The sequence below is a fragment of the Larkinella punicea genome (assembly GCF_003334855.1).
Taxonomy (GTDB): Bacteria; Bacteroidota; Bacteroidia; order Cytophagales; family Spirosomataceae; genus Larkinella; species Larkinella punicea.
Genome location: NZ_QOWE01000026.1, coordinates 92,870 through 112,004 on the forward strand (window position 1 = coordinate 92,870; position 19,135 = coordinate 112,004).

The 19,135-nt window shown below is 46.2% G+C and carries 15 protein-coding genes; 7 read left to right on the forward strand and 8 right to left on the reverse strand.

The annotated features are described in order from the left end of the window. Positions 1-104 precede the first annotated feature (104 nt). The 5 genes from DUE52_RS32865 to DUE52_RS26325 are packed head-to-tail and all read left to right on the forward strand — an operon-like array spanning position 105 to position 1,875. Positions 105-647 (forward strand): IS110 family transposase, encoded by a 543-nt coding sequence (locus DUE52_RS32865; protein WP_229312314.1) that lies wholly within the window; start codon positions 105-107, stop codon positions 645-647. Continuing rightward, on the forward strand, positions 644-865 hold the full coding sequence (locus DUE52_RS32870) for a transposase (RefSeq protein WP_229312315.1): 222 nt from the start codon (positions 644-646) through the stop codon (positions 863-865). Before DUE52_RS32865 ends, DUE52_RS32870 begins: the two co-directional genes overlap by 4 nt. Further along, complete coding sequence (locus DUE52_RS32875; protein ID WP_229312318.1) at positions 807-1,130, forward strand: transposase; 324 nt, start codon at positions 807-809, stop codon at positions 1,128-1,130. Before DUE52_RS32870 ends, DUE52_RS32875 begins: the two co-directional genes overlap by 59 nt. A gap of 30 nt (positions 1,131-1,160) precedes the next feature. Beyond that, a complete protein-coding gene (locus DUE52_RS33155) occupies positions 1,161-1,340 on the forward strand; it encodes a transposase (RefSeq protein ID WP_374755924.1) in 180 nt (59 codons plus the stop codon). Continuing rightward, complete coding sequence (locus tag DUE52_RS26325; RefSeq protein WP_229312316.1) at positions 1,261-1,875, forward strand: IS5 family transposase; 615 nt, start codon at positions 1,261-1,263, stop codon at positions 1,873-1,875. Before DUE52_RS33155 ends, DUE52_RS26325 begins: the two co-directional genes overlap by 80 nt. A 55-nt stretch (positions 1,876-1,930) precedes the next feature. On the opposite strand, the gene DUE52_RS26330 is transcribed toward DUE52_RS26325, so the two are convergent. From DUE52_RS26330 to DUE52_RS33020, 3 genes are all read right to left on the reverse strand, one after another. Next, positions 1,931-3,577 carry a hypothetical protein gene (locus DUE52_RS26330; protein WP_114409070.1) on the reverse strand — a complete coding sequence of 549 codons (1,647 nt, stop codon included), beginning with the start codon at positions 3,575-3,577 and terminating at the stop codon, positions 1,931-1,933. Between the two features lie 112 nt (positions 3,578-3,689). Continuing rightward, positions 3,690-7,982, reverse strand: coding sequence for a PA14 domain-containing protein (locus DUE52_RS26335; protein WP_114409071.1), 4,293 nt, complete (start codon positions 7,980-7,982; stop codon positions 3,690-3,692). Between the two features lie 119 nt (positions 7,983-8,101). Then, positions 8,102-8,677 (reverse strand): response regulator transcription factor, encoded by a 576-nt coding sequence (locus DUE52_RS33020; protein WP_133299952.1) that lies wholly within the window; start codon positions 8,675-8,677, stop codon positions 8,102-8,104. 399 nt (positions 8,678-9,076) lie between these two features. Between DUE52_RS33020 and DUE52_RS26345 the strand changes: the two genes are divergently transcribed. Beyond that, positions 9,077-9,496, forward strand: coding sequence for a DoxX family protein (locus DUE52_RS26345; protein ID WP_114409073.1), 420 nt, complete (start codon positions 9,077-9,079; stop codon positions 9,494-9,496). A gap of 27 nt (positions 9,497-9,523) precedes the next feature. Here DUE52_RS26345 and DUE52_RS26350 read toward each other — a convergent pair whose 3' ends face one another. Then, positions 9,524-10,714, reverse strand: a complete 1,191-nt coding sequence (locus DUE52_RS26350) for an esterase (RefSeq protein ID WP_229312317.1) — start codon at positions 10,712-10,714, stop codon at positions 9,524-9,526. Between the two features lie 102 nt (positions 10,715-10,816). Here DUE52_RS26350 and DUE52_RS26355 point away from each other — a divergent pair, with 102 nt between their 5' ends. After that, complete coding sequence (locus DUE52_RS26355; protein WP_114409075.1) at positions 10,817-11,581, forward strand: NUDIX hydrolase; 765 nt, start codon at positions 10,817-10,819, stop codon at positions 11,579-11,581. A 71-nt stretch (positions 11,582-11,652) separates the two neighbouring features. On the opposite strand, the gene DUE52_RS26360 is transcribed toward DUE52_RS26355, so the two are convergent. From DUE52_RS26360 to DUE52_RS26375, 4 genes are all read right to left on the reverse strand, one after another. Continuing rightward, positions 11,653-14,544 (reverse strand): PQQ-dependent sugar dehydrogenase, encoded by a 2,892-nt coding sequence (locus DUE52_RS26360; RefSeq protein ID WP_114409076.1) that lies wholly within the window; start codon positions 14,542-14,544, stop codon positions 11,653-11,655. A 179-nt stretch (positions 14,545-14,723) separates the two neighbouring features. After that, complete coding sequence (locus DUE52_RS26365; protein ID WP_114409077.1) at positions 14,724-15,377, reverse strand: YceI family protein; 654 nt, start codon at positions 15,375-15,377, stop codon at positions 14,724-14,726. 97 nt (positions 15,378-15,474) lie between these two features. Continuing rightward, positions 15,475-18,162 carry a TonB-dependent receptor gene (locus DUE52_RS26370; RefSeq protein ID WP_114409078.1) on the reverse strand — a complete coding sequence of 896 codons (2,688 nt, stop codon included), beginning with the start codon at positions 18,160-18,162 and terminating at the stop codon, positions 15,475-15,477. Positions 18,163-18,344: 182 nt separating this feature from the next. Continuing rightward, entirely contained in the window at positions 18,345-18,737 is a 393-nt protein-coding gene (locus DUE52_RS26375) for a T9SS type A sorting domain-containing protein (protein ID WP_114409079.1), read from the reverse strand. Positions 18,738-19,135 lie beyond the last annotated feature (398 nt).

The following is a 19,135-nucleotide window of genomic DNA, read 5'->3' on the forward strand; positions in this document are numbered from 1 at the left end:
GCTCGAATAGAAAGACGGGTTCGCGGCCCATTAGAAGGGTTTGAGCAAAGGCAACGGGGCCGCCCGAGCGGTCGGTTGACTGACAACCAAAACTAAACGCTTTTATGGACATTCACCACTACGTCGGCATTGATATTAGTAAAGCAACACTCGATTGGGCCGTCTTTGATGGCAAGGCTTTGGTTTCACAAACGACTACACCCAACACCGTTACTGGGATTAAAACAGCCTTACGGCAGTTGAAAAAAATCGTCAACTGGAATCTTAAACAAACCGTGTTTTGCATGGAACACACCGGCATTTATAATGCCCATCTACTCGAATTTCTCCACAAGGCGAGCCTGCCGATTTGGTTAGAGAACAGCACGCAGATCAAACAAGCCGGTGGGATGCAACGGGGCAAGAGCGATGCAGTTGATGCTCGACGCATCGCCGAGTACGCCTATCGTTTCCGAGACCGAATGCGTCTGTGGGAGCCGCCCCGACAAATCATCCAGCAACTTTCCTTCCTAAGTGCTGTTCGTCAGCGACTTATTCAGGCACATAATCTCTTAGCTGGCCCCTTGGCCGAGCAAGAATCGTTTGTTGGTACCCCCTTACAAAAACAGCTACGGGCCACGTCCAAAAATTCATTAGCCGCTCTGTGAAAGCCGAACAAAAAGCCATTGACCAGCATATTGATAGTCTCATTCAAGGCGACAGTCGGCTTAAAGAGCTTTTTGAATTAATCGTCTCTGTTCCTGGTGTTGGTTCTGCCACCGCTACCGAAATATTGGTATCTACCAACGAACTGAAAGCCATCAAAGATCCTAAAAAAATGGCGGCACGGGCCGCCCCGCTGTCATGCGGGTGTTGCCCCCTTTGAGCACCGTTCAGGAACAAGTGTCCGCGGCAAAACCCAAGTAAGCCATCAGGCTCGTAAACGGCTGAAGTCGCTATTTCATTTGGGGGCTATGTCAGCCATTCGAATGAAAGGCGAACTCCAGGACTACTACCAGCGAAAAGTCAGTGAAGGCAAGAACAAAATGTTGGTCTTGAACGCCATTCGGAATAAACTTATTCACCGAATTTATGCAGTTGTTAAGCGGGGTGAAAAATATGACGAAAAGTATTTGTCACCACTTGCATAGACCATAGAAATCCACGCGGTTATCCAAGAACTGCTTGCCGACCAACGAAAACGCAAATATGAACTGCGTAATGTCCTTAATGCTATCTTTTATGTTGTCAAGGGTGGTATTCCCTGGCGGCTGATGCCCAATGACCTTACCACCTTGGCGAATCGTGTTCTATTACTATACCAAGTTTCGTCGGTTGGGAATTTGGCAAGAACTAAATGATGCATTACGAGAAAAAATCCGTTCAAAGGCGGGACGCAAACTCAGTCCTTCTGCAGGTATTCTTGATAGCCAAAGTGTTAAGACAACCGGCGTAGGTGGTCAACGCGGTTTTGATGCTGCCAAATGGGTCAAGGGCCGTAAACGGCATATTGTCGTCGATACCCTGGGCTTGTTATTGGCGGTGGTCGTTCACCGAGCCGATATTGATGAACGTCGAGGAGCGGGATTTGTTTTAGCCCGACTCTTCAGTCGTAAAGCGATGTTTCCCCGCTTAGTGGTCATCTTTGCGGATGGAGGTTATAGTGGTGATTTTGAGACGCTTGTTAAGAAAATGTACCGTTGGCTATTGCTGATCGTACGAAAACCGTTTGGTTTAAAAATATTTATTCCATTACCGAAACGATGGATTGTAGAGCGCACCTTTGCCTGGTTAAATCAACACCGCCGATTAAGTGTCGATTACGAAAGATCGGTCAAGTCGTCAGAAGCTATGATTCAACTAGCCATGATTCGCACTATGCTTAAACGAATTTAAAGACCATTTTTAGGCAAGTCTCTTAAGGGTCGCCTAAAAATCTCCACTCACTATACTATTGCAAGTCCAAATTCAGTTTTCCACGAATTTTCAATATGTCTTTTCTTACATATACTAAAACCCCTGCTTGCTGGTCTATTAGTGTGTAGTTTGTCGAAATGATATTTTTTAAATTTGGAATAGTTTGGTGTGCAACCAAATTTGGATCTTCAAAAATTGAATTCATTCTAACTTCATCTATAAATACAGCAGGTCGATTCCGTTTGATATCATTTACATATTGCCGACAGTAATATTCAATAAGATAAGGGTCGTGGATAGCGCCTAAAGAGTTAGTTGTCATGCATCGTATTGAGTGATTTTCTCGAGTGCCTTGCCTTAATCCGGTAAGAGTATGATAAGTCAAATTCCATCCCCATACGACAAGGCAATCAGTTGGTTTAGTGTAGTAGTTAATTAATTTAATAACATTAATTTCATGTTGTGCAGGTTCAAATCTCTTGAAATTTTGATTTTTTCTATTATACTTAAATGTGTACACGGTAACAAGGCCGATGAATAATACAGCCATCATTATACTTACTATTGGAAAAGTATATTTTTTAATGTCACTGTACTCAAAGATATGGCTTAGCATATATGATGTGAGTAAAGTGATAGGAAAAAGTGTGTAGAATAAATAATGTTCAAAAGTATAGCCTGTGCGAGTAACAATAAGGTAAGAAAGTACAATGTTTATTGATAAAAAAATGAATACATTATCTTTATATATTATATATAAAGAATGTTTATTGTTAATAATTATGAAAAAAAATAACCAAACTGCAGTGCTATATATTAAAAAAAATAGATAATCGTAAGACGATTTGAATATTAATTTAATAAATAAACTAAACGGATCACCCGTATTATAGTGGCTTAAATTGGTTTTGATATACATTATATAGAAATCGTATAATATATTATTGTATAATAAATATACCAATAAAGATCCTCCTACAATTGCCATTCCACTACCAAGACCTAGAAAAGCTGCTATTTTATCTTTTTTATTTAATTTTGTTTTTAATATAATAAAAAATCCATATAATAAGTATAGAATAGCAAGCGGCCCTCCTTGCAGTTTTGCGAAAGGTATTAAACAGCAAATGATACTTAATAGAATGTATAAATATATTGATACTATTTTGGTACGATATATATAGGCCAATATGTAAATAATTAAAGTAATTAAAAAAAATGATGGTAACTCGCTATTATAATGGTTAAAATCATTGTGATTGGTGAAGAAAAAAAAACTGTATATTATTGTAATGCTTAAGAATGACACTTTAGTAGTATAAAATAGCTTTAATGTAAGATACGTAATGAATAAGGAAAATATGACTAATCCTGTAGCTGTAGCATGAAGCGTTAAGTAATTAAATGGTAATCCTATATATTTTAATAAAAGAATTATATAGCTGTTAATTGGGCCACTGGTAGTTCCATCAACTGATCGCCAAAATATTGGATCAAATTCTAACGTAATTGCCTGTGTTAACATTTGACTTTCATCAGGATTTATTTGACCATTGTATAAGATGAATGGCAATTTTTTAATTATAAATAAAATAGAAAAAAAAGTAATCGTTATATATTCCTGCGGTGACAGGCCTATGTAGCTCTTTATTTTTACTGCTGTGTTATTCTTGGTTATCATAATTGTTTCTTAATAAACTTCTCATAAATGGTCGTTACATAGCTATATAACGACCATTTATGAGAAGTTTATTTTACTGGTTTAAAAGTTAATACACGGAAATTAGAGTATCTTAATTAATTAAGACAACATGTAATGCATTGCCTTTAAGGATTATATCGACTGATGACCCGTCATTAAGGTTTACATTAATTGTTTGTATTGAATTTGGTTGACAGTATGGGTCAAATGCCCAGACAACTTTCTTATTGCCGTTATGTAAAATCATTGCCATGGGCTTATAGTCAGATGCATGTTGCAGAATAGCTGATCCATCTGCAGGAGCGGTACGCGTCGAGCCATTTAATGTGTATGTCGCGTATTCCCAATTCGGAGTTGCCGTTTCTAGCCAATTTAAAGCTCTTTGTGCTTTGATACGTCCGTGATAGCTTGCGTCAAAACCTACTAATGGTGATAATGGGACTATTCCCTCACTTGATGTCACAAAAGGAAAGTTATTGGTACTTCCAGGGTTCGGTATCCATGTGGTCGGGTAAAATTCACTACTACCAATTTTATTACGATCATTGCCTGTTAAAGGTAAATTATGAAAGTAGACTAATCCTTTTCCACGAGTTATCATATCAAATGCAAATACTTCTGCTGCAATCAAACTACAAATGCTGTGTGATTTTTGACGTACTTTTCCAATAGGGTTTGTTGTTTCATGCTCCCATTCATAAGAATTTTGTCCACTTGAAGCATCTCCTCCACTACTTCCCGCGGGATTTTCCCTAAGCGGCCAGAAATAGCCAATTGGTTTGTTGTTAGGATCTTGCTTTAACATAATATCCATTTCATGTAGTTTTACATAAATGATATCAATGTCATTTACATCAAAAGGGTAGAGGTTCAATAATTGCTCTACTCCTATACTACTCAGACTTTTTCCGCCATGATCGGAATAAAATGGGTCTGCGTTTCCATTGACTCCCATCCTTGCTTGTTGCTGACTTTGATACGGGCGTAAATAATTATTAAAATTTAAAGGATTACGTGAGCCGCCACCAAGAGGCTGGAAATTGTAGGAGAAGGCTCTATAACGAAAAGAATTTGAGCTGTAATTGCCAAAAGTATGGCTATTTGGATTTCTTGTTTTGTACCGTTCATGGTACCCTAAATAACCATCACTATTTCCTAAAACAAAATTATTACCTTCTCCAACTTGATCAATTAGCCATCCGAAGCCATCAATTCCTGCATAATCTTGGGATGCTACACCTTGTTCATAGGTAGGATTTCCATTAGAGTAATTTTTATTAGGTATGCTTGAATTTTGAAGGCCTTGCTTAAAATTATCAGAATTAGGCATCACCAATCGCTCACTTAATGGTATATCTTGGCCATTGATGTGTGATCGATGAAATACGTTCCATCCATGTGAACGATAATCATCTAAATTTGCAGTTGCATCTAAAGGATCTCCTCCAAAAATTTTCCCGGGAGGTAATGCTAAAGGGGAAGTGCTTTTCAAAAATTCAGAATTCCAATTATTTGACCTGATAAACCAGCTTTCGTATAGAGGTAGTAGTTTTCCTTTACCGTCACTTACGGTCTGATCTCCTATTGGCATACTTCCATCATACGTATCGATTATTTGCTGGTGCCAACTATTGATCCATTGAGAATCTTGACTGTTTTGTTTCCACAAATCGTCAACACGGTGGTATCCATTTGTTACATCAGACTTTGTGATCAATTTGTCTACAATGTACTTAGCATTAACAGGTAGTTGATAGTTATTTAAGCTCTTTCCAACGTAGACATCGTTTATAAAATACAATGAATTGTATCCGCTAACACTGTAGTTTGAAATATCACTAATGCCAATAATTCCATTTTGAGCATTAGATTTAGCAATGTCAAATTGGTCGCGTCGTGTCCCAGCTCGCCCCATATCTTGAAAGCTAAGAGTTGTACACCCTATGATGGTTACACTAGTATTTGCCGTTTTGCTATTGCACCCATTCTTGCTAACCGTTACGGTGTAGGTAGAAGTACCGTTATTGCTTGGAACATTGGTGTTGATTGATTGACCGTTTTGTCCGGTGCTCCACTGATAACTAACCCCGTCGCAATCAATTCCTGTGCAGGGGGCATTGAGAGTAATGGCACTAGTGCAATTAGCCGTAGTCGGCGCAGTGGCACTGACGACAAAGTCACAGGCGACAGTAGCGCTTCCACTGCGAAACAAGGCTCCGGCGGGGATCTCCTGCTTGGCAAAGGTGGGCCCCTGCCAGAACGTCTGGAATCCGAAGCCCCCGTCCCCCTGGCTGTAAAGAATCTGAATGGGGTGATAACCCGCCCGTAGACAAATCATACCAGTGGGTTCCTGGCCCGCGGTTGTCGTGCCGTGGCAACCACTATGAGCGACGATCAATTGCCCCCCAATGCTGAGCCGGGACTCATCGTCGCTGTTAAGAAAAAATGTATACTGTCCATCAGCCGGGACTTGAATATATCCGGCAAATTCGAAGCCAAAATGGTCGTCGCGCTGGCGGGGCGTGAGGCTAATGGTGCCGACCGAGCCGGAACTAACGACAGCCTGACTGCCGAGTCCGGTGGCTGAGCACCAGTCGTTGTTGGCGATGCTTTGATAATACTTATACGTCAAACCGCCGGCCAGGTTGGTTGGGGAGTCGGCATTTCGCGAGGTGGTGCAGGAACCGGTTACCGGAGGAGTGGTAGGACAACCGGTAGACTCGAATGTAAACAGACGCTGGTCGGCGAAACCTTCGGTGAGATTCCCCCACAACTGAAGCTGTGGTTCTGCGCCATAATTTCGCATATCCCAGGTAAGCCCATTGGAGGTGCTGAGCCGATAACTGCCGTTGTTGTCGCTTTGAAGTGTCCATTTCTGCAAATCGGCTCCGGTGTAGGTTCCGATTCGGAGTAATTCGCCTTGGCTGGCGGCATTGACCTGCATGGTTTTGCCGGAGCCATCCTGTGTGGTAAAACGGTATTGATTGGCTCCTACACTTTCGGCTTTCCATATCTGGGTTGCCTGGTTGTTGGCGGTTCGTTGTTCGACTACATCACCCGCTAGTGATTGTAATACTTGACCGGTTTTTTTTGAGCGGATGATATAACAACCCGTAAGTGATGATCCACACCCGTTAACAGTAACTGCCGTTTGTGCTGTTTTACTGCATCCGCTTTTACTTGCCGTAACTGTGTAGGTATAAGATCCATCGCTGGTAGGCGTATTCACGCTTATCGTCTGGCCATGTTGATCAACGCCATTTCCACTCCAGCTATAATTTAGCCCAGCACAGTCACTACCTTCACAGGTTGCACTTAAATTTACCGAAGTCCCACAGCCTGGGGTCATATTGCTAACGGTAGCAGATGGTGTATAGCTACAAGAGTTATCAGCGTTGGTCAGACAGATGTTATTAAAACAAACCAGGCCACCTTCGGTACCTGAACTTAATCCAATCGTGTGAGCGCCCGCACTGAGTGACACGGTACCTACGACCTGATTTATGTACGAAGTAGTCATGGCAAACGCTACATTTTGGGCAACACCATCGATTCGCACGATCCCAATCGCAGATTTTTCATGGGAACGGTAAGAAACCGCCAACGAATAGGTGCCTGTCTGGGCTACAGTAATAGTTTGATTGCGAATCTCAAAGTTGTTACCAGAACACACAATTGAAAAAGGTGTACAAGCAACTTCACCTACAGCAATTCGCGATCCTTTCAAAGAACCAGCATTGGCAAGGCTTTCGGCGGAGTTCTGGCAATGAATCTGGAATTTGCCTTTTTCTATAAATTTGCTGTCAGCACCGGCGTCCTTATGGCTTCGTAGCAAGCGGAAGGTGTGATTGCTGGAAATTGAAACAAACTTACCCTTGAGAGAATAAGTAACCGTTTTCCGGTGGGTAGAAAGCTCTGTACCGATCAGGTCGACATAGTCACCGCCCGTTTGAACGAAACCGTCCGGGACGAGCACTTTGAGACTGAACGCATTTGAGCCGGGAAAGGTCGCTAACAAGCCGGGATGCATGGCCATGTAGTGAGCCGTTATCGTTAATTCCACTTCTTCACCAAGGCTAACCTGCTTTTTATTGGTGTAAAAAACAAAACGAATCGGATCACTACCCGAGGAGGCTGATTTTCGATTGGGGGATGGATAGGAAGGAGAAAGAATCGATCTCCTGGATTTACCGCTTCCCGGGTTTCGGCTCTTTTCAAGTATGTATTTAGCGGGGTTCTCCATATTCTTTAGCAAAATAGACGGGATTTTTCCTTCCCTATTTATGTTACTAAATCGAAAAGATGGTAAACTTAATAGCGCCAATAATGCTATTAAGTTTATGAAGGTACGATTCCTTCCTGCAAGGTAGATTCTTTTTCTCATGATAGCAAGGATGTGAATTTTACGATAGTGTTTTTGTAAAATTCATAAAGTCTTTCCTTGACTACATGAGTGATATTATGTATATTTTTAGGATAGTTTACCTATTTTTGTTTCTATATTTAATATTTAGTTGATAAAATGTCTACTTTGTTTTTAAAAATGAATCTTAATAAAGAACCCGGCCCTCCATTTACATTTAGCTTCGAAGAAATACTTGCCTTATGGTTTTCGACTGTTTTGGTGCTGATGTATAATAGACCGGCTATTTCCGCTGTAGATTTGCCTTCCGCTAATTCCCACAATACTTCTTTTTCACGCCCCGTCAATTCATTCCATCCTTGTATAGCATGCGTTCTTGATATTGGGGGTAATGAGGGCAGAAAGCACTGTCCCAGGGAAATTAATCTTAAACATTGTGGTAATTCATGAAAACCACAGACTAAATCGGGCTTTAAATGCTGAATATGATAGTCGATAATTTTATTATAAATTACGCTATTGTCTACTAATATCGCTAATTGGAAACGTTGATCACGAAATCGTAATTCTTGCAGAATTTCAAAATAAATTGTCGATTTTTCATAAATGTCAAATAAAATCCAATCAATAGGTTGATGTTTTACGATCTTTTCAACTTGTTGAATGTCAAAAATGATGTTTATACTTAAATGTACCGATCTGGTAATTTCGGTCATGTAAGAGGCTATAAAATGGTTCGATGGTATACCAATTATTCTAATCATATAGTATATTTTTTGTTTTAAAAATTTGTATAAACTTATAAAAATATTTTATAAAATAATACTTAATTTTATTGGTAATAATGATAGATTTAATTAAAAAAAACACGCTATTTTTTGATAGAGTGTGATTTCACAAGCTGCTATTTGTTATATAAAGAACTGATTTAGAGTGTTATCCACGAATGGGAAACTAAATGACAGTGTTCAAAAAATGGAAGATTTGGATGGAAAGTCGATGCAGATGGAAGCGACCAGACCTTGACCCTGGATTTGACTGAAGCGAACTTTTGCAAAAAAACCTAAACAGACACCTGCGAAAGGCCGTTTAGGTAAGTAACCAGACAATCTGCTATGAGACCACTGTTAGGAACAAAGGCTAGCCCATCCATGGTGCATATTTCACTCTTGATACTGCGAATTGGCGTAGCGGCCCTCATGTTGACACACGGCTGGCCTAAATTTACAAAAGTACTAGCCGGTAATTTCACTTTTGGCGACCCCATCGGGATCGGTAGTATGCCATCGTTGATCCTGTCTATGCTGGCAGAATTTGCTGGTTCTATTCTAATTCTGCTTGGCTTTCAAACGCGGATTGCAGCCATCATCCTGATGATCAACATGCTGGTTGTCACCTTTTTTGCGCACGGTGCTGACCCTTTTGGAAAAAAAGAGATGCCCTTGCTCTATTTTCTTATTTATTTTACTCTCTATTTTGTAGGCCCCGGTAAGCACTCCATCGATGGCCGTACCAATAAAACATGGCCGGGTTGATAACCGGCAGGGCAGGAGAAAACTAAACTATTTCTTTCGCCACAGATTGGGCAGCAAGCGGTAATAGAGCAAATGTCGCCAGGTTGCCCAATCGTGAGCACCATCGCCCCCTACGTAATAATCGTGCTTCACATTGTGTTTTTGCAAAGCCTCATGCAACGCAACCGCCCGTAGCCCAATGGTGGCTATTTCGCCGGGTCCTTGCCCAACCAGGAGATAATCTACTTTTTTGTTGATATCCGGGTCGTTCAGAAAGGATGCGCTGGCTTGCTCCGTGTTCAGATCTCCTGAACTCAGACAACCGAACGAACTGAACAAATCCAGACAATTGAAACCCACCAGTTGCGTATGTCGTCCGCCCATCGACAGACCTGCCAACGCCCGGCCTTTGGGGTTGGTTTGCGTACTGTAGTTTTTATCGACGAACGGAACAATCTGCTTCCGTAATTCATCTTCAAACAGCTTGAAAGTCAATTCGGTATGTCTTGGGTCACTGCGATGAATGACCTGGTTATTCGGCATGGCAATAATCATCGGAACCGCTTTGCCTTCCGCAATCAGGTTGTCGGCAATAAAGTTGGCCCGACCGTCCAGCGACCAGGTAGAAGCCAACTCCCCGCTTCCGCCCAACAGGTATAAAACCGGGTATTTTTTCTTCGGGTTGTAACCGGGTGGTGTATAGACGTACAATTCACGTTCGCCCTTGAGCACATCCGAATGGTATGTGTGGCGGCTTACGGTCCCGTGGGGTACCTGGCGGGCATCGTAATACGCCGGGCTATCGCCGTGAACGACCAACTGGCTGTAGCCGGGCTGATCCGAAAAACCGGTTAGGGTGTTGTTGGGATCGACCACGGTTACACCGTCGATGATAAATTTGTAGACGTAAATATCCGGTTTCACCGGCCCGACGGTCAGCGTCCACAGCGTATCGTTGTCCTTTTTAAACGGAATCGGTTTACTGGCTTTGAGTGCCAGCAGCATGGGTCCACCGGTTAACAGAATCTCCTGCGCCCGGGGTGCCTTGAGTCGAAACGTTACCATGCGGTCGTCGCTAACCTCCGGTGAGATGACGTTAGCACCAAAGGGATTCAGGTTTTGGGTGTTTTTATGCGGATTCCAGTCTAAATTAACGTGCGCTTGCTGCGCCTGAACGGATGGAAACTGGGTCACAAACAGAAAACCCAGAAAAACTCGGATGGGGAATGATTTCATCATGGGTAGGTTTAACCCTGTCAGGGTCGGCGACCGCTGACAGGGTATAAAAATAAATAGTGTATATGTAAGGAATACATAAAGCTTATTTTTTATTTTTTCCCTATGAATTACAAAAAACAACTGGAGGAGTATTTCAAAGAGGTCGACATACGGTGTGTGTTGGGCCTTTCAATCGACTGCGTGATTTTTGGATTTTATGATAACCAGTTAAAAGTGTTATTGTTACGATGGAAGCAGACCGAGGAGTGGGGATTGCCGGGCGGTTTTATCTACAAGAATGAATCGGTCGATGTGGCAGCTCAACGCATTCTGGAAGAACGCACCGGAATCAAGGAGCTTTTTCTCCAGCAGTTTCACACCTTTGGCGAAGACGTACGGTATAACCGGCAGGAAATCAGCCAGAAACTGAGCTGGCCGGATACATCGTCCCGACAATGGCCCGACCGCACGGTTTCGATTGGTTATTTTGCTCTGGTCGATTTTTCGAAAGTAACCCCCACCGCTGATTTTCTGACGGATGAATGCCGGTGGTGGGATGTTGAAAAATTGCCTTCCTTGCTTTTCGATCACAATCATATTGTCGCCGTGGCTCTCAGGACGTTACGCGTTCAATTGAGCTGGCAACCGGTCGGGTATAATCTGCTGCCCGAAAAATTTACCATGCCCGAACTCCAGCGGCTCTACGAAACCATCCTGAACCGACCGTTGGACCCCCGTAATTTTTCCAAGAAAATGCGGGCGTTGGGCATCATCGAACGGCTGGAAGAACAGCGGAAAGGCGGGGCTTTCAAGTCGCCGTACCTGTTCCGGTTTAACAAAGAAAAATACGAAAAAGCGTTGCAGGAAGGCAATCTCGCTTTTAGCTAAAGGTCAAAACGAAGCGAGCCCGAACGGAGGTTTTCTCGGCTCTGGCTCGATTCATTTGAACACAAATCCGCCTATTTTTCCACCGGGCTGAACTTGATACTGACCAGGGACAGTAGCGGCTCGATGGCTTTCGCCTGGTCATTTTTGAAAACCAGGTAGACATCATGGACGCCGTTGGTTTCTTTCAGCGCAACTTTCAGAGGAACCGGGCCGCGGGGCGTGTAAGAAGGAGCAACCGCCGTTGTCGATTTTGGCGGAGTCGCAGCACCCGTTCCGGCTGTGGACGCATTGCCCCCGGCGGTTTGAATGGCCGTCGCCGTGGGTGCAGCCCCCGGCGCTCTCGGTTGAGCCACCTCCACAACGGTTTGGCCGATCAGATCGCCCGTTGGAGAGTCCAGTCGGATTTCAATCGTGCCACCGACACTGCCATCGCGTTTTTGGGCCGAAGCAATCAGTTCCAGTTGTTTGATGTCGGTCAGGTCCAGTTTCTTATAACCAATGTACCCCTTTGAAAAAGCCACCAAACTCACCCCGGTTCCCATGCCCCGGGCTTTGATATCGACGCCTTTGGTCACTTCGGCATCGGCCGGGCTAACTTCCGGGTTGCGCAGAATTAGCTGACTTTCCGAGGTCTGCGAGGGAATGGTTTTGACCGGTCGGTCGGTATAAGCCGCCCGCACCAGGACCGTCCCTTTTCCGTTGTCGCCTTCCGGAATTTTGAGCGCATAACTACCCTGCGTCGGTAAGGTGCTCAAGGTTTTTTCGGTGCTGTTCAGAATGTATTTAACAATCGCAGCGGCATCACCGGCCGACATCGCCGGGTGAGCGGGCATCACGACTTCGCCCCAGACGCCACCACCACCGTTGATGATTTTTTTGACCAATTGACCCGACGCTTCGGATTTGCCTTTGTAGCGGTTGGCAATGTCATGGAACGACGGCCCAACGGATTTAGTGGCAACCTGATGACAGACTTTGCAATCGCTCTGGCCAATCAGGGTCTGCGCCACGGCGAACTGGGTGGACGCATCGACACTACGCTGACTTTGAATCACTTCGGCATAATCGAATCCTTCGGACGTGTAATCGATGCTGATGGCCACCCGCGACGGACTGATTTGCCCTGGAGCCGCGTTCGCTTTGGCGAGGCTGCCATCTTCTTTATCGGTGACCTGAACCGCATACTGAATCGGTTTGTCAGGAAAGAAAAAGGACTTATTACCGGTCAAATTCACGGCCACAACGGGCGGTTCATTCCCCGCGATGATTTTTACCGACTGGCTGTTGCTGGCGCCTTTCGGATCGCTCACCGTCAGCGTGGCGGTATAAACACCCGGTTTATCGAAGGTTACCGTTGGGTTGGCGGTTGTAAACGACCGGGCGGCACCACCGGCCGAAGTCACTTTCCACTGGTATTTCAGCGCGTCGCCGTCGAAGTCTTTGCTGCCTTCCGACGATAAGGTGATCTGAAAAGGAACCGTGCCGCCTTTTTTACTGGCGGCTGCCTGAACAAGCGGTTTGCGGTTCCCGCCGTTGTATTCGAGCCGAACCAGCCGCGAATTATCGCTTTTTCGGAACCAGTTGCTGCCGTATTCCAGTGTATACAAATCACCATCCGGCCCAAATTTCATGTCGATTGGTTCAACCGGGCGGTAGTTGGGCAACACCCGTTCCATGGATTTGTAATCGCCGTTTTCGTCCATCGTAATGGCCATAATCCAGCCCCGCGAAAAGTCGGTCGCAATCCATTTTCCTTCGTAATAGGCTGGCCACGGACGCTTGGGATCTTTGAAATCGGAGCGGTGATAAATCGGGCCACCCGTCGCACTGCGCGAACCGCTGCCTACCAGCGGGAACTTCTCCGAAATACCGTATGGATAATAAATGAAGGAAGGCGCTACGGGTGGTAGTTCCGTTAAACCGGTGTTATTGGGCGAATTGTTAACAAGTTTTTTAGGGTCTTTTTTGTCCAGCGGTTTATTCGTTGCATAATCGAAAACCGGGAAAGCCTGGTCGTTGCCGACAAACCACGGCCAGCCGAAGTTGCCCGGTTTCCGGCCCTGGTTCAGTTCATCGTACCCGCGCGGACCAATTTCGGTGTCTTCACCGGCATCGGGGCCGACTTCGCCCCAGTAGAGAAAGCCGGTTTTGCTGTCGATGGAAATCCGCCAGGGGTTGCGGTGGCCCATCGAATAGATTTCGGGGCGGGTTTTGGCGCGGTCCGACGGGTCGGTTCCTTTCGGGTACAGATTGCCTTCCGGAATGGTGTAAGAACCGTCGGCTTCGGGGTGAATGCGCAGAATTTTACCGCGTAAATCGTTGGTATTGCCGGCGTGTCCCTGGTCATCCCAACTGGCGCGACCGGGCCGTTCGTCGGTTTGGGCCGCCTGCTGGTTGCCGGTGTTGTTGCCAACGGTCAGGTAGAGGTTCCCGGCTTTGTCCCAGGTCATCCCACCACCGGTATGGCAGCACACTTCGCGCTGGGTTGTTACTTCCAGCACCACCTTTTCGGAACTCAGTTTATCATCGACCAGATTCCAGCGCGTCAGAATGTGTTTTTTTTCGGTCGGGTGGGCATAATACAAATACACCCAGTGGTTTTTATCGAAATTGGGGTCGAGCGACAGCCCCATCAGCCCTTCTTCTGCTTCACGCGAGACGCCTTCGGCACTCGTGTATTTGGTGTTGACGGGAATGGTCGCAATCAGATTGACGGTTTTGGTCGCCGGGTCGTATTTTTTGAAAGCGCCTTTGCGTTCAATGATGTAAGCTGTGCCATCTTTGAGCACTTCAAAGACCATCGGTTCGTCTAAATTCTCGGCAATGACGACGGGTGTAAACCGGCTCTCATCCGGTTTTTGATCTTTAGGATTGTCTTGTATCGTAAACGAAACCAGCCCGATCAGCAACCCCGTATTCAGCAGGATGGAAAGCGGTTTTGGTAAATAGTCTTTATAGTTCATACTAATTGGTCAGGTATTCTTTGTGGTTTGTTGTTGAGCAACGAATGCCATAAAAAAGTCATTCGTTGCCATCAGAATGTAGCGGTTTTCATTAAAAATAATATTAATTAATGAAAATTCGTAAATTCTTTTGACAGCGAATGACTTAAAACGGTGAGCAGGAACTGCACGATTCTGAATTACATCGGTTTCGATTTCTTGCCGACCAGTTTCAGATCCAGCGTAAAGGTATCTTCAATGATTTTATCAGCCGCCGTACCGATAACCGCAGCCCGGTATTTGATGTCGTACGCCAGCCGGTTGACAACCAGTTTCGCCGTGGCTTCCACCGCGTCGCCCGCTACTTTCACAACCGCCGGAAACGTAATGGGGTTGGTGTTTCCTTTGATGGTCAGATCGCCGGTTACGTTGTAGTTGGCTTCTCCGGCTTTGGCTCCCGAAATGGCATCCAGCTTCGTGATTTTGAAAGCGGCTGTTGGGTTCTTTTCGACGGAAAAGAAATCATCGCCTTTCAGGTGGTTCACCACGCGCTCGCTGTTTTTATTCTCGCTGAGTGTCGTCATGTCGGCCGTAAACGTACCCGCTGTCAACTTGTTGCCATTGAAAACGAATTCGCCTTTCGATAATTTGATGTTTCCGGTATGTTCACCGCCCACTTTCTTGGCGTTCCAGACCACGGTACTCTGTTCGGTATCAACCGCGTAGGTAACGGTTTTGGCGACGACTTTTCCCGGACGTTTGTCAGATCCCGGCGTACCGGCGATGATGGTCAGTGGGGTGGAAGCCAGCATACCCAGAGCTAACAGGCCGGCAAAAATTTGCTTCGTTTTCATAAAAAATAGAGAGGTTGGTTAAATGATACGGTTTTAACTAAACCGCACTTTCAGAGTTTGGTCTGAAAGTGCGGCCATGGATTCAGGGTACTCCAAATTATTTTTGACGGGGACGTCCGCCCGTTGCACCACCGGTGGCGGGAGCCTGTTGTACGGCACCACCGCCATCGTCACCACCACCGCCTTTCTGGTCGTCGTTGTTGATGGTTTTCTTCCGGCGGCCGAAGCTGAATCCGGAACCGTCGAGGCTCATTTTACCCAAACGGTAGGAGAAGTTCACGCGAACCCCGGCATTGTACATGCTGTTGACGCTTCTCTGGGTCAGAATCGGTGATGACGATTCCGAACGCACTTTGAAGGGGTGGTTCAGGAAGTTTTCGGCACCCAGACCGATGCTGCCCCGTTTGTTGTTGAAATCTTTCTTGACACCCAGGTTGTAGAACGCAAAGCTGCCCTGATAACCCTGCAGGTTGATCTGACGTCCGCGTCCTCCGCCGAAGCCCTGCAGGCCCCAGCCGTTTTTCAGCGTAACGCTCGTGAACAACCGGCCACCGATGACCCAGCCCGAGTTGGAAGCGCCGTAGATGGCACTGGCGTTGTTGTTGGTCAGGTACGTGTGGTACAGATCAACACCACCACCCAGTTGCCATTTGGAGAACAGGGTCACATTGGTGAACAAATTCACACCATAGGCCTGCTCTTTCCCGATGTTCTGGAAGGTGCTGCTGATGGCCTGCTGATAAACCGGATTGGCTTCCGTTCCGGTATTGATCTGCGTCACATCCCGAACACTCGTAATGGAGTTGTTGGTCTGGCGGGCAAACAGCGTCGCATTCATGTAGAATTTCTTGATCTGACCGCTCAGGCCCAGTTCAACGTTGTCGGTATATTCCGGTCTCAGATACGGGTTCCCCTGGCTGGTGTTGAGGGGGTTGGCCGAGTTGATGTTGGGGTTCAGGAATTGGATGCCCGGCCGTTGAATCCGGCGGTTGTAGCCCAGTTTCACGATTTTTCCGCCTTTCAGTCCTTTCGACAGGTTCACGCTCGGTACAAACACGCCATAATCCGGAATATCACTCAAATCGCTGCCCTGCTCGTTACTGAACTTGGCGTTGATGAACGTGTATTCGTAACGACCCCCGGCTTTCAGCGTCCATTTCGTCTTGGATGCATACGTGTAGGCAACGTACGTCGCCATGATGTTCTGGTTGTAGTCCAGCGTATTGGCCGGTTGAATCGGACTGATCTGATAGTTCTCGTTATCGCCCATCGTCGTATAATACTGGTAGTCGCTGTTGACATTCCGGAAGATGCCTTTTCCGCCAAACTCCAGCAATTGATTCGCTTTGATCGGCGTCTGGTAATCCATCTGCAAGGTCGATTCCTGGTTGTAGCTCAGGTTGTCGTTGCGCTGGCGGCTGGTGATGGTTTGCATGTCGGTGCCATTGAGCAGTTCCGCTACAAAGTTGTTGGTGTTGTTATTGCGGCTGTATAACCCCAGAACGCTGAATTCCTGGTTCGGCTTGTAGGTTTTGGTGTAGCTCACGTTCGCATCGACCGTACCCGAAAGGTTTTTGGTTTCCACGTTCCGACCGGTCATGGTCGACAGCAGGTTGATATACGACAGCGTTTGCAGGTTATCCTGGTAATTGATCATGTTCCGCATGCCGTAGCGCAGGCTGGCCGACAGCGAGGTGTTTTTGTCGATGTCGTAATCCCAACCCAATTGGTAGTTGCCAAACATCCCGGCCTGGCGGGTATCGGCGTTTTGAATTGTGGTGGTCGTACCCAGTTGGCCGATGGTCTGTTGCGTGCTGTTGAAGGCCCCTCTGATGTTATACATCGCCCGGCCAAAACCGCCGAGGTTGAAGCCCATTTTACCCTGGCGATAGCTGGCATTCAGGTTCAGGTTCGAACTCCGGTTGCCCGTGCCGACGTCCATGTTCAGGGTCGCGCCTTGCAGGGTGTTCTTTTTGGTAATGATGTTGATGATACCAGCCGAACCTTCCGCATCGTATTTGGCTGAAGGGCTGGTGATGACTTCAATCGACTTGATCATGTCGGCCGGAATCTGCTTGAGTGCGTCGGCCACGCTGCTGGCTACAATCGTCGACGGTTTGTTGTTGATCAGCACCCGGACGTTGCTGCTGCCACGCAGACTGACGTTTCCGTCCAGATCGACACTCAGCATCGGCACTTTCCGCATGATGTCGGCGGCATCGCCCCCTTTGGACGTAATGTCTTTTTCGGCGTTATACACCAGCCGGTCTACTTTCTCTTCGATCAGAGCCGCCTGACCCGTAACGGTTACTTCGTTGAGCAGCCGAACGTCCTGCGACAGTTTGATGACGCCCACGTTAATATCCGACCCTTTCTCAATTTTGATCGGAGCCGACACTTTATTTTGGTAACCAATGAAAGAGTATTGGAGCCGGTATTCGCCGGGAGCGAGTTTCGATAAGGTAAATTTCCCTTTGCCATCGGCCGTGGTCCCGTCGATGGGCTTGCCGGTTTTGATATCGAGCAGGGCAATGGTTGTATATTCAACGGGTTTGTTGGAAGTCGAGTCCATCACCAGACCGGAAATCTTGCCGTTGCCGCGGGGTTTGTCGTCGTCTACCGTTCCGGGAATGAATGTTTTTTCTTTTTCACCACTGCGCTGGCCACCGGGTCCCATGCGACCCCCGCCAAAACCACCGCCCCCGCCCGGAAACTGGGCGAATGTCTGAACGGCAGCCAGACTGCATAGTACTGTAACAAATAGAGAGAGGGAAAATTTGTTCATGATTTTGAGTTCATTAGACAATGAATATGCAAATCAACCATTGTGGGGGGATTCTGAAAAACGAAATAGACTAAGGGCGTGAAAACGTCGCCGGATGGCGTCTTTTGACCGATGAATCCAAATGGTATTATTGGGATGAAGATCAGGACAACCATTGTTAGACGGTTGTCCTGATCTTCAAATTACCCAATGGAAACCGTCCGGTAGGTCGTGGGGGTTGGCACATTGGTCGAAATATTGATTTCCTGCGTCCGGGTGTTGGCACCATCTGACACCACTACTTTGTAGATGCCGTCGGTTAGGGCACTGATATCGAAGCGGGTACGGAGGGCTTTCTCGTGTTTGCCGAGTCTTTGCGTGGCCTGGGTATTGCCCAGGTGGTCGACGAGCCGGATCGTCAGGTTGGCACCTTCCAGATTCTGGACAACTACGTCAATTTTCATGGTAGACGGAAAAGCAATGACCGACGACTCGAAGGGGGCCTGATCACCCGGTTTGGGGTTGCTGTTGGCGAAAGTAAGGGATGAGGCACTGACCAAAAGAGCGACAACGATGGAAGCGAATGCGGTTTTCATACGGATATGTATTTTTGTGTGAAATGAACTGGTTTGTGGATTGGCTGCCGGTTTCGGCTGATCAACGACACAAAGCAACAGCGGAAAAAATGGCCCGCAAAACGCGATATACCAGCAAGTTACGGATGTCGACTAAAGGCGTGTTTCGACCGATTAATGCCAAAAACGAACCGGTTTTGTTCCGAAAAGAGGTTCGGAGGTGGCTAATAGGTAAAAATCGGCTATTGGTCGGGACAAGCTGGCAATTTGTCGATTCTTCCCGTCGGTTTTGGCTTTTGTGCCGTATGATTGTAAATCAATTGACACCGTTACTCGTTTGACACCCTTCCTTGATTTCCGTCGAACGATCACTACATAGATACACTTGCTGCACAGATATTTTTTAATAGAGATGGTAG

Excerpts from the sequence above, each read along its gene's own strand:
- DUE52_RS32865 (WP_229312314.1), top strand. The coding sequence starts at position 105 with ATGGACATTCACCACTACGTCGGCATTGATATTAGTAAAGCAACACTC.
- DUE52_RS26325 (WP_229312316.1), top strand. The coding sequence starts at position 1,261 with ATGACCTTACCACCTTGGCGAATCGTGTTCTATTACTATACCAAGTTT.
- DUE52_RS26330 (WP_114409070.1), bottom strand. The coding sequence starts at position 3,577 with ATGATAACCAAGAATAACACAGCAGTAAAAATAAAGAGCTACATAGGC.
- DUE52_RS26335 (WP_114409071.1), bottom strand. The coding sequence starts at position 7,982 with ATGAGAAAAAGAATCTACCTTGCAGGAAGGAATCGTACCTTCATAAAC.
- DUE52_RS33020 (WP_133299952.1), bottom strand. The coding sequence starts at position 8,677 with ATGACCGAAATTACCAGATCGGTACATTTAAGTATAAACATCATTTTT.
- DUE52_RS26345 (WP_114409073.1), top strand. The coding sequence starts at position 9,077 with ATGAGACCACTGTTAGGAACAAAGGCTAGCCCATCCATGGTGCATATT.
- DUE52_RS26350 (WP_229312317.1), bottom strand. The coding sequence starts at position 10,714 with ATGATGAAATCATTCCCCATCCGAGTTTTTCTGGGTTTTCTGTTTGTG.
- DUE52_RS26355 (WP_114409075.1), top strand. The coding sequence starts at position 10,817 with ATGAATTACAAAAAACAACTGGAGGAGTATTTCAAAGAGGTCGACATA.
- DUE52_RS26360 (WP_114409076.1), bottom strand. The coding sequence starts at position 14,544 with ATGAACTATAAAGACTATTTACCAAAACCGCTTTCCATCCTGCTGAAT.
- DUE52_RS26365 (WP_114409077.1), bottom strand. The coding sequence starts at position 15,377 with ATGAAAACGAAGCAAATTTTTGCCGGCCTGTTAGCTCTGGGTATGCTG.
- DUE52_RS26370 (WP_114409078.1), bottom strand. The coding sequence starts at position 18,162 with ATGAACAAATTTTCCCTCTCTCTATTTGTTACAGTACTATGCAGTCTG.
- DUE52_RS26375 (WP_114409079.1), bottom strand. The coding sequence starts at position 18,737 with ATGAAAACCGCATTCGCTTCCATCGTTGTCGCTCTTTTGGTCAGTGCC.